Source organism: Candidatus Caldatribacterium sp. (genome assembly GCA_014359405.1).
GTDB lineage: Bacteria > Atribacterota > Atribacteria > Atribacterales > Caldatribacteriaceae > Caldatribacterium > Caldatribacterium oleiphilum.
Map to the genome: position 1 here is coordinate 1 of JACIZN010000067.1, position 10,412 is coordinate 10,412.

The 10,412-nt window shown below is 54.0% G+C and carries 12 protein-coding genes, 1 tRNA gene, 2 rRNA genes and 1 pseudogene; all 16 read left to right on the forward strand.

From position 1 onward, the window contains the following. A partial coding sequence (locus H5U36_06330) for an adenylate kinase (GenBank protein MBC7217753.1) occupies positions 1-133 on the forward strand: 133 nt, incomplete at its 5' end. Continuing rightward, positions 126-890, forward strand: a complete 765-nt coding sequence (map, locus tag H5U36_06335; GenBank protein ID MBC7217754.1) for a type I methionyl aminopeptidase — start codon at positions 126-128, stop codon at positions 888-890. The genes H5U36_06330 and map, both read left to right, overlap by 8 nt. Next, a complete protein-coding gene (gene infA / locus H5U36_06340) occupies positions 890-1,108 on the forward strand; it encodes a translation initiation factor IF-1 (GenBank protein MBC7217755.1) in 219 nt (72 codons plus the stop codon). The genes map and infA overlap by 1 nt, the downstream gene beginning before the upstream one ends. A gap of 17 nt (positions 1,109-1,125) precedes the next feature. Next, positions 1,126-1,239 carry a 50S ribosomal protein L36 gene (gene rpmJ / locus H5U36_06345; GenBank protein MBC7217756.1) on the forward strand — a complete coding sequence of 38 codons (114 nt, stop codon included), beginning with the start codon at positions 1,126-1,128 and terminating at the stop codon, positions 1,237-1,239. 11 nt (positions 1,240-1,250) lie between these two features. Next, positions 1,251-1,619: a 30S ribosomal protein S13 gene (rpsM, locus tag H5U36_06350; protein MBC7217757.1), complete on the forward strand. Its 369-nt coding sequence runs from the start codon at positions 1,251-1,253 to the stop codon at positions 1,617-1,619. Between the two features lie 31 nt (positions 1,620-1,650). Continuing rightward, the gene (rpsK, locus tag H5U36_06355; GenBank protein ID MBC7217758.1) at positions 1,651-2,037 is read left to right on the forward strand and encodes a 30S ribosomal protein S11; all 387 of its coding nucleotides are present in this window, start codon (positions 1,651-1,653) and stop codon (positions 2,035-2,037) included. A gap of 14 nt (positions 2,038-2,051) precedes the next feature. Then, positions 2,052-2,678: a 30S ribosomal protein S4 gene (gene rpsD / locus H5U36_06360; GenBank protein MBC7217759.1), complete on the forward strand. Its 627-nt coding sequence runs from the start codon at positions 2,052-2,054 to the stop codon at positions 2,676-2,678. Positions 2,679-2,692: 14 nt separating this feature from the next. After that, positions 2,693-3,629 (forward strand): annotated as a pseudogene (locus tag H5U36_06365) (DNA-directed RNA polymerase subunit alpha). A gap of 2 nt (positions 3,630-3,631) precedes the next feature. Then, positions 3,632-3,985 carry a 50S ribosomal protein L17 gene (gene rplQ / locus H5U36_06370; GenBank protein ID MBC7217760.1) on the forward strand — a complete coding sequence of 118 codons (354 nt, stop codon included), beginning with the start codon at positions 3,632-3,634 and terminating at the stop codon, positions 3,983-3,985. Positions 3,986-3,991: 6 nt separating this feature from the next. Beyond that, positions 3,992-4,822 carry an energy-coupling factor transporter ATPase gene (locus H5U36_06375; protein MBC7217761.1) on the forward strand — a complete coding sequence of 277 codons (831 nt, stop codon included), beginning with the start codon at positions 3,992-3,994 and terminating at the stop codon, positions 4,820-4,822. After that, on the forward strand, positions 4,807-5,682 hold the full coding sequence (locus H5U36_06380; protein MBC7217762.1) for an energy-coupling factor transporter ATPase: 876 nt from the start codon (positions 4,807-4,809) through the stop codon (positions 5,680-5,682). Before H5U36_06375 ends, H5U36_06380 begins: the two co-directional genes overlap by 16 nt. Further along, entirely contained in the window at positions 5,664-6,467 is an 804-nt protein-coding gene (locus tag H5U36_06385; GenBank protein ID MBC7217763.1) for an energy-coupling factor transporter transmembrane protein EcfT, read from the forward strand. Before H5U36_06380 ends, H5U36_06385 begins: the two co-directional genes overlap by 19 nt. A 6-nt stretch (positions 6,468-6,473) precedes the next feature. Then, positions 6,474-7,304: a tRNA pseudouridine(38-40) synthase TruA gene (gene truA, locus H5U36_06390; protein ID MBC7217764.1), complete on the forward strand. Its 831-nt coding sequence runs from the start codon at positions 6,474-6,476 to the stop codon at positions 7,302-7,304. A gap of 147 nt (positions 7,305-7,451) precedes the next feature. Then, positions 7,452-9,025 (forward strand): 16S ribosomal RNA (locus tag H5U36_06395). 42 nt (positions 9,026-9,067) lie between these two features. Then, a tRNA-Ile gene (locus H5U36_06400) sits at positions 9,068-9,144 on the forward strand. Positions 9,145-9,200: 56 nt separating this feature from the next. Then, a 23S ribosomal RNA gene (locus H5U36_06405) occupies positions 9,201-10,412 on the forward strand; the annotation flags it as partial.

The following is a 10,412-nucleotide window of genomic DNA, read 5'->3' on the forward strand; positions in this document are numbered from 1 at the left end:
GGAGCAGACCAAACCCCTTGTGGATTTCTACAAGGCCAGGGGTCTCCTTTTTGTCGTGCCTTCTTCGGGAACCATTGAGGAAACTTATGCCCGTGTGAGGGAGATTCTTGCCAAGAAGTTACCCAATGGCTAAGCTGGTACGGCGAGAGGACCTTGAGAGGATTCGGAAAAGTGGAAGGATACTGGGGAACGTTCTTGCCAAGGTCAGGGAGCTCCTCACTCCCGGCATCAGTACGAGTTTTATTGAAGAGGTCGTGCGGGAGTACATCACCCGGCAAGGAGCTCGTCCTGCCTTCCTGGGGTACCGGGGGTTCCCTGCAGCGTTGTGTATTTCCATCAACAACGAAGTCGTTCATGGTATCCCAAGGGACCGGGTTATCCGAGCGGGAGACCTTGTGAGTATTGATGTGGGAGTTGAGTTTGAGGGTTTCTATACCGATGCAGCATTCAGCGTGGTTGTAGGCAATGGGAACCCTGTAGCCCAGAGGCTTGTTGAAGTTACAAGGCGAGCACTGTACGCAGGCATTCGTCAGGCCCTTCCGGGGAAGCGAGTTGGGGATATCTCCCATGCTATCCAGACTACAATTGAGCGGGAGGGCTTTTCGGTTGTTCGAGATCTCGTGGGCCATGGAGTGGGAAGGAGTCTCCACGAGGATCCCCAGATTCCGAATTTTGGCCAGAAAGGGCAAGGTACGGTTCTTGAGGAAGGTATGGTCCTTGCCATTGAACCGATGGCAAACGAAAAGGGGTATCGGGTGAAGGTGCTCGAAGATGGGTGGACGGTGGTTACCGAGGATGGAGGGTTGTCAGCGCATTTTGAACATACTATCCTTGTACGCAGGGGGCAACCTGAAATCCTGACTCTTGGTGAAAGAGGGGATTCTTTCTGATGACGAAAGAGGACTTCATAGAGGTAAGGGGTACAGTTATTGAGCCTTTACCGAACGCCATGTTTCGAGTAGAATTGGAGACCGGTAAAGTAATCCTGGCTCACATTTCTGGGAAGATGCGCATGCACTACATACGCATTCTTCCTGGGGATAAGGTGACCGTGCAGATTTCTAAGTACGATCCCACCAAAGGGAGAATTGTGTACCGTCACAAGTGAGGGAGGAGGTTCAGACCGTGAAGGTTCGGGCTTCGGTTAAACCGCGTTGCGAGAAGTGCAAAGTCGTGCGGCGTAAAGGGAGAATTTTCGTTGTGTGTTCAGACCCAAGACATAAGCAGAGACAGGGTTAGGAGGTTTGGGGATGGCTCGTATTGCCGGTGTCGATTTACCGCCCAACAAGAGGATTGATATTGCCCTGACGTACATTTACGGTATTGGGAGGAGTCTCTCCAAGAAGATTCTTGAAGAGGCGAAGATTGATCCGTCGGTAAAGGTTAAGGATCTCACGGATGATGAGATCAACCGCATTCAAAAGCTTGTGGAGCAGTACCCGGTAGAGGGAGAACTTCGTGCCCAGATATCGCAAAACATCAAGCGCCTCATTGCCATTGGGTGCTATCGGGGATTGCGGCATCGCCGGGGCTTGCCGGTTCGAGGGCAAAGAACACGAACGAATGCAAGAACCCGCAAAGGACCGAGGAGAACGGTAGGAGTAAAGAGGAAGAAGTAGTAGGAATCTCAGGAAGGAGGTACGAAAAACCTTGGCAAAGCCTTCTCGAAAAAAGAGAAGAGAGCGAAGGATTGTCCGTGAGGGAATTGCCCATATTAAATCGACTTTCAACAATACCATCGTTTCCATTACCGATCGCCAGGGAAACGTCATCGCCTGGGCAAGTGGTGGTACGGTAGGCTTCAAGGGAACCAAAAAGGGCACGCCTTTTGCAGCGCAACTTGCTGCGGAGCAGGCCGCAAAGAAGGCCATGGATTTTGGCCTGAGGGAAGTCGACGTTCTCGTGAAAGGTCCTGGTGCCGGTCGGGAAACGGCTATCCGATCTTTGCAGGCAGCAGGACTCGTGATCAACTCCATTAAGGACGTGACTCCTATACCTCATAATGGCTGTCGGCCGCCGAAGCAGAGAAGAGTGTGAGGGAGGATAAAACGATGTCTCGATATACTGGACCACGCTGTCGTATCTGCCGCAGACATGGCATGAAGCTTTTCCTCAAAGGCCCCCGGTGTTTCACGGATAAGTGCGCTTTTGAGCGGAGGCCTTTTGCTCCGGGGATTCACAAAGGGGCTCGTCGGAGGCTCTCAAGCTATGGTCTGCAGCTTCGGGAGAAGCAAAAGGTCCGCTTCATCTACGGTATCACCGAGAGACAATTCAAGAAGTACTTCGATATGGCAACGAGGTTACCTGGTCTGACGGGAGAAAATCTCCTTTCACTCCTTGAGCGAAGACTGGATAACGTTGTCTTCCGAATGGGTTTGAGTGATTCACGGGCCGAAGCAAGACAAATGGTACTCCACGGACATATCTTGGTGAATGGGAAGCGTGTCAATATTCCTTCCTATCTTGTGGAAGTGGGTGACGTGATTGAGCTCTCAGAACGTGGCAAGGACCATGCCAAAATCCGGGAACTCCTTGAGGAGAAGGAGGAACTCCAGGTTCCTGCTTGGCTTTCCGTTGACCGGGGTGCCGCAAAGGCCACAGTTCTCCGAGAACCAAAGCGGGAGGATATCGACTTCCAGGTACAAGAGCAGCTCATCGTTGAGTTCTACTCCAAGTGATTTGAGGTGTCTCTATGCAGGATCTCAAGAGTCTCATGAAATGTGAGCTTTTGGAATTCCAGGAAGACCCGGTCACCCATGCCCAGTACGGGAAATTCGTGATTGAGCCCTTTGAGTCTGGCTGGGGTGTAACCGTGGGGAACGCCCTGCGGCGCGTTCTTTTGTCATCCATTGAAGGCTCTGCGGTGACCGCGGTACAGATTGATGGAGTTATCCATGAGTTCTCTCCTCTTCCTGGGGTTCGGGAGGACGTCACGGATATTATCCTGAACCTCAAGGGCCTTGTGGTCCGATCCTATACAGATAGTGAGACGCTTTACCTTGACGTCAAGGGGACTCCCGGGTCTCTGAGGCGGGTGACGGCTCGGGACATCCGGCCGAATCCGAACGTTGAAATTATTAATCCCGACCACTACCTTGCTGAGCTTGAAGAGACTGGACACTTAACTATGCGGATTTTTGTCGGAAGAGGAAAGGGGTACCAGGAGGCACAAGAGGACACCTATCGGACGTACGACATTATTCCGGTTGATGCCATTTTCAGTCCGGTACACGGTAATTCTAGAAATTCGGACCAATGGAGCCATTACACCCCAGTACGCTTTCCGGAGAGCCCTGGAGCTCCTGGTCGATGAGTTCTCTCACCTCTTGCAGCTCCTCAAGGAACGTATTGGAGAGCCGGTCACCGAGAGGGTGTCTGGGGAAGAGGCAGCCTCTCGAGAAGAACGGGAGATGACCATTGAGGAACTCGAGCTCTCGGTGCGGGCGTACAATTGCCTGAAGCGAGCTCGCATCAACACGGTTCGAGAGCTTCTCGAAATCGTGCAGAATCGTCCGGAGGATTTGAAGAAGATTAAGAACCTCGGTCAGAAGACGTACGAGGAGATTATAGGAAAGCTTGAGAAACTCGGGTACCGAGTAGGAGAAACGAGGGAAATAGGGAGTGACTGAAGATGAGGCACCGCAAGAGAACCGAAAAGCTTGGGAGAACGACCTCCCACAAGGAGAGCATGCTGGCCAATATGCTCGTCTCCCTTATAAAAAGCGGCAAGATTGAAACGACCGAAGCGAAAGGAAAAGTTCTCAAAAGGTACTTCGAGCGGGTTGTCTCTCTGGCCATCAAGGGGGATAACGCCTCGATGCGCCAGGTTGTCTCCTGGGTTCGAGACAAGGAAGCCTTTAAGACTCTTTTGCGGAGTATTGTGCCTCGCCTGCGAGAGCGAAAAGGCGGGTACTGCCGCCTCGTTAAGACCGGCTTTCGCGTTGGAGACGGAGCCCCTCTCGTTCTTGTTGAGATTGTAGAATGAGCCGTCATGATTTCCTTTGAAAACGTCCATTTCTGGTATGGGGATGAAGAAGAGACCGAAGCTACGTCTGTGCTCCGGGGGATTTCCTGTGTCCTTCGTGAGGGGGAGTTTGTTGTTCTTTTAGGGCGCAACGGTTCCGGGAAGTCAACCCTTGCCAAACACTGCAACGGACTTCTCCTCCCTAAAAGGGGTTTCGTTTTTGTCGATGGAATGGACACTAAGGATCCATCGGTCCTTTGGGAAATTCGAAGGAGAGTCGGTCTTGTTTTCCAAAACCCTGATAATCAGCTCGTAGCGACGACGGTTGAAGAGGATGTTGCCTTTGGTCCTGAGAACTTAGGACTTCCCCCCGAGGAAATCCGAAAAAGAGTCGACGAAGCTCTCGAGAGAGTAGGAATGGCCGAGTACAAGAAGCGCGAACCCCATACCCTTTCTGGTGGTCAGAAGCAGCGAGTGGCCATTGCTGGGGTTTTGGCCATGCGCCCAAAGTACCTCGTTCTTGATGAGGCTACGGCAATGCTTGATCCCGAGGGCAGGCAGGAGCTGCTTGAGCTTTTGCAGGAGCTCCGACAAGAAGTGGGTATCCTCCATATTACCCACAACGTGGAGGAGGCTTTGCTCGCGGATCGGGTGCTCGTTATCGACGAAGGGAGAATAGTTGCCGAGGGACATCCTCGTGAAGTGTTCCTCGTGGGGAAAGATATCGAGCGATGGGGTCTTGAGCTTCCCCAGATTGTGGATGTGGCGCTTCTTCTGTGGAAGGATTACCCCGACCTTTTCAAGGCACTCCCCCTCTCTCCAGACGAACTGGTGGATGCCCTGTGCTCATACTCGTAGAGAATATCTCTTTCACCTACCTTTCCGGTACACCCTTTGCGGTGCAAGCCCTTCGCAATGTTTCTCTCACCATCGAACGTGGTGAGAGTGTCGCTATTCTTGGACGAACTGGGTGTGGAAAATCCACCCTTGTGCAGCACCTCAACGGCCTCCTCATTCCTCAGGAGGGACGGGTTATCGTCGACGGGGTGGACACGAGGGTCAAAGGTGTAGCCCTTCGGGAGATACGTCGTAAAGTTGGGCTCGTCTTCCAGTACCCTGAGGATCAGATGTTCGAGGAGACCGTCTTTCGGGAAATTGCCTTTGCGCCTCGCAACATGGGAGTGGAGGGGGAGGAGCTTGAGGCTCGCGTGCGCTGGGCAATGGCAGCTGTGGGCCTTGATTACGATGCCCTTAAGGATAAAAGCCCTTTTGAGCTCTCGGGGGGACAGATGCGCCGGGTAGCCATTGCTAGCATTCTCTCCATGAAACCCGAGGTCCTTGTTCTCGATGAGCCAACGGCTGGTCTTGATCCCCAGGGAAGAACGATGCTCCTTGAGCGGCTCTGGGAGCTCCGCAAGCAATGGGGATTGACGATTGTCCTTGTTTCCCATAACGTTGAGGATGTGGCGCGTATCGCAGAACGAGTTGTGGTTCTCGAGAGAGGTTGTGTCGTCTTTGATGGCCCCGTGCGGGAATTTTTTGCCGATGAGGAAAGGATGCGACGGTGCGGCATCGTTCCTTCACCGCTTCTGCGTGCTGCGTTCCTTCTCAGAAAGAGGGGTTTTGCCGTCCACCCGCCCCTTGTGCCTTTCGACTTCTACCTTGAGGTGAAGGAAAAAGTCCTCACCAGGAAGCGCCCATGTTCGGTCGAAGCGTAATTATCGGACAGTACGTCCCTCTTGATTCCGTAGTGCATCGGTTGGACCCAAGGAGCAAACTCCTCTTTGTGGCCTTTGGTATTGTGACGCTTTTCCTTGTGCAATCCTGGACCTCTTTTTTCATCCTTGGGGTTTTTCTCCTCTCTCTCACCTTTGTTGCCCGTCTCTCCCTTCGATACCTCTTCAGAGGTCTTCGTCCCCTCTGGATTCTCCTTCTTTTCACCCTTTGCCTGCATGTGTTCTTTACTCCTGATGGTACGCTGCTTTTTGGTTTCCTCAGGGTATCCCTTGAGGGTTTTGTAAAAGGACTTTTCATCATTGTGCGCCTTGTACTCCTTGTTGTTGTCACAACCCTTCTCACCTTGACGACTTCCCCCATAGAGCTCACGGACGGCATGGAGGGCCTTTTGAGTCCTCTGAAGAGATGGGGATTTCCGGCTCATGAGCTTGCCATGATGATGACCATTGCACTTCGTTTCATCCCTACGCTCCTTGAGGAAGCAGACCGAATCATGAAGGCTCAAATGGCTCGGGGGGCTGATTTTGAGTCGGGCGGCCTCATGAAGCGGATACGGGGACTCGTGCCTCTCCTTGTTCCCCTTTTCGTCAGTGCTTTCCGACGGGCTGAAGACCTTGCTGTGGCCATGGAATCCCGTTGCTACCGGGGTGGAGTTGGGCGAACGCGCCTTAAGGTCTTGAAGTTTCAACCCTGGGATTACATCTTCCTCTGCAGTGCGTTCTCGGTTTTTGTTCTCTCCTTAGGGATTTCTTGGATTGTTCGGTGAGCGGTTTTGCGGAACATTGCGCTCCTTCTCGAGTACGATGGGACAAACTACGCGGGGTGGCAGCGCCAGAAAGACCGTGTAACCGTCCAGGGTGTTCTTGAAGAAACCCTCTCTTCTCTCCTTGACCATCCGGTGGTTACCGTGGCTTCAGGGAGAACCGATGCGGGAGTACACGCCTTAGGACAGGTTGTCACCTTTACGACTGAGCGGTCTTTTGACTGCATAAAACTCAAACGAGCGCTCCAGGCCCTTCTTCCTGAGGATATGCGCGTTGTCCGGGTTCGGGAGGTTCCACTCGAGTTCCATCCTCGTAAATCTGCAAAGAAAAAACAGTACGTGTACGCCGTATGGTGTGGATCGTGTCCTGTTTTTCTCAGGAGGTATGTGTACCCTCTTGGAAGAAGTGTTGACTGGGACCTCGTCCGGGAAGGAGCAAAGCTTTTCGTCGGTTCCCATGACTTTGCTTCCTTCAGCTCCCCTTCGCCTCGCTCTTCGGTTCGGACTGTATTTTCCCTTGAGGTTTGCTCTCAAAATAACCCCCTCGTTCTTTTGCGCATTGAAGCCTCTGGGTTTCTCCACCACATGGCGCGCATGATTTTTGGGGAGCTCTTGCTCCTTGGGGAGGGAAAAAGAACACTTGCCGAGCTTGAGTACATGCTCTCCCATCCTTCGTATACCGCGTACCGCCGCTTTGCCCTTCCACCTCAGGGTCTCTACCTCCTCAGGGTGGATTACGAAGGAGTGGACCTTTACGAGGGTCTCGAGCTCAAAGATGTGGGCTTTGTCGTGCCCGTTTGGACGGAGAAAAATGGCGGAAAGCCCTCCTTCCCTTGTTGACAATTCCAAACCCCTGTGCTAAATTATCTCTTGCCTCGGGCAACCGAGGAAAGAGAGGGCGCACCTTGAAAAGTGAATATTCCGCCTACTTCCTGAAGGTAGTACACAACCAGGAAATCAAGTCCTCTATGAGGACTTAAAGGTTTGTCATGGAGGGTTTGATCCTGGCTCAGGACGAACGCTGGCGGCGTGCCTAACACATGCAAGTCGTACGCAGCTTCCCGACTTCGTAAGAAGGAGGGAAGGCTGAGTGGCGAACGGGTGAGTAACACGTGAGTAACCTGCCTTGAGGAGGGGGATAACCCCTCGAAAGGGGGGCTAATACCCCATATACTCCCCGGTCGTGTAGGACCAGGGGAGGAAAGCTGGCCTCTGCTTCGCATGCTGGCGCCTCAAGAGGGGCTCGCGTCCCATCAGCTAGTTGGTGGGGTAATGGCCTACCAAGGCGATGACGGGTAGCCGGCCTGAGAGGGTGACCGGCCACACTGGGACTGAGACACGGCCCAGACTCCTACGGGAGGCAGCAGTGAGGGATCTTGGGCAATGGGCGAAAGCCTGACCCAGCGACGCCGCGTGGGGGATGAAGGCCTTCGGGTCGTAAACCCCTGTCAGGAGGGACGATGCCTGCCTTTGGCAGGTGACGGTACCTCCAGAGGAAGCCCCGGCCAACTACGTGCCAGCAGCCGCGGTAATACGTAGGGGGCGAGCGTTGTTCGGAATCACTGGGCGTAAAGCGTGCGTAGGCGGCTACGCAAGTCACAGGTGAAAGCCCTGCTTCCAAGGTAGGGATTGCCTGTGAGACTGCGTGGCTAGAGGACAGGAGAGGGAGGCGGAACTCTGGGAGTAGCGGTGAAATGCGTAGATACCCAGGGGAACGCCAGTGGCGAAGGCGGCCTCCTAGCCTGTTCCTGACGCTGAGGCACGAAAGCTAGGGGAGCGATCGGGATTAGATACCCCGGTAGTCCTAGCCGTAAACGATGGGTACTAGGTGTGGGGGGAGCATTACCCTCCGTGCCGAAGCTAACGCGTTAAGTACCCCGCCTGGGGAGTACGGTCGCAAGGCTGAAACTCAAAAGAATTGACGGGGGGCTGAACAAGCAGTGGAGCGCGTGGTTCAATTCGATGCAAAGCGAAGAACCTTACCAGGGCTTGACATGCTGGTAGTAGCGGCCCGAAAGGGCTTGCGATCCTGGCTTCGGCCAGGAAGCCAGCACAGGTGGTGCATGGCTGTCGTCAGCTCGTGCCGTGAGGTGTTGGGTTAAGTCCCTTAACGAGCGCAACCCCTGCCCTTAGTTGCCAGCGGGTAATGCCGGGCACTCTAAGGGGACTGCCGCCTTAAAGCGGAGGAAGGAGGGGATGACGTCAAGTCATCACGCCCCTTATGCCCTGGGCTACACACGCGCTACAATGGCTGGGACAACGGGATGCGACCCCGCGAGGGGAAGCAAATCCCTAAAAACCAGCCTCAGTTCGGATTGCAGGCTGCAATTCGCCTGCATGAAGCCGGAATTGCTAGTAATCGCGGATCAGCCACGCCGCGGTGAATACGTTCTCAGCCCTTGTACACACCGCCCGTCACATCACCCGAGTTGAGTGCACCCGAAGACATCCAACCAACCGACCTCTGGTCGGAGGGAGGGTGTTGAAGGTGTGCTTGGCAAGGGGGGTGAAGTCGTAACAAGGCAGCCGTACCGGAAGGTGCGGCTGGATCACCTCCTTTCAAGAGTCAAATCAAACTTTGCCTGCTCTGCCTTATCATAAATGGGCTCATAGCTCAACGGGTTAGAGCGCTGTCCTGATAAGGCAGAGGTTCCTGGTTCAAGTCCAGGTGAGCCCACCATAAATTTGGAATATTTGCTCTTTGACAACTGCATGGTGATAGGTTGCCGCCTTAGCATCTAACTACTAAGGGAGTAGGATGGATGCCTCGGCACCGGGAAGCGATGAAGGACGTGGCAGGCTGCGATAAGCCCCGGGGAGCCGCCTAGCAGGCTGTGATCCGGGGATCTCCGAATGGGGTAACCTGGTGCGGGTAATACCGCATCACCTGCATCTGAACACATAGGGTGCAGGGGCGAACCGGGGGAATTGAAACATCTTAGTACCCCGAGGAAAAGAAAGCAACAGCGATTCCCTGAGTAGCGGCGAGCGAAAGGGGAACAGCCCAAACCAGGTGGGTGTTAAAGCCCGCAGGCGTTGCCCATCTGGGGTTGCAGGTCTGATTCTTCCCGAGCTGCGGTGAGGGAGGAAAGTTTTTCTCTATAGGGGAAAGGCACTGGAAAGGCCTGCCAGAGAGGGTAATAGCCCCGTACCCGAAATAGAGGAAAACTTTCCGCGGATCAGACCTGAGTACCATCGGACACGAGGAATCCGGTGGGAAGCCGGGAGGATCACCTCCCAAGGCTAAATATTCCCCGGTGACCGATAGTGAACAAGTACCGTGAGGGAAAGGTGAAAAGAACCCCGAAAGGGGAGTGAAATAGAGCCTGAAATCCTACTCCTACAAGCTGTGGGAGCCCATTCCCGGAAATTAATTTTTCGGGAAGGGTGACCGCGTACCTTTTGCATAATGGGCCGGTGAGTTACTTGGAGCAGCAAGGTTAAGGGGTATTAAGCCCCGGAGCCGTAGCGAAAGCGAGTCCTAACCGGGCGTCAAGTTGCTCTAAGTAGACCCGAAACCGGGTGATCTACCCGAGGCCAGGGTGAAGTGCACTTAACCGTGCATGGAGGCCCGCACGCACCTACGTTGAAAAGTGGGGCGATGAGCTTCGGGTAGGGGTGAAAGGCCAATCAAACCCGGCGATAGCTGGTTCTCCCCGAAATAGCTTTAGGGCTAGCCTCGTGCATGGATGGTGGGGGTAGAGCACTGGATGAGATGAGGGTCCTCGTGGCTCTCATACTCAACCAAACTCCGAATACCACCATTCCTGAGCACGGGAGTCAGACCGTGGGGGATAAGCTCCATGGTCGAGAGGGGAACAGCCCAGACCGCCAGCTAAGGTCTCTAATGCAGGCTAAGTGGTAAAGGATGTGGGGTCGCTGAGATAGCCAGGAGGTTGGCTTAGAAGCAGCCATCCTTTAAAGAGTGCGTAACAGCTCACTGGGTTA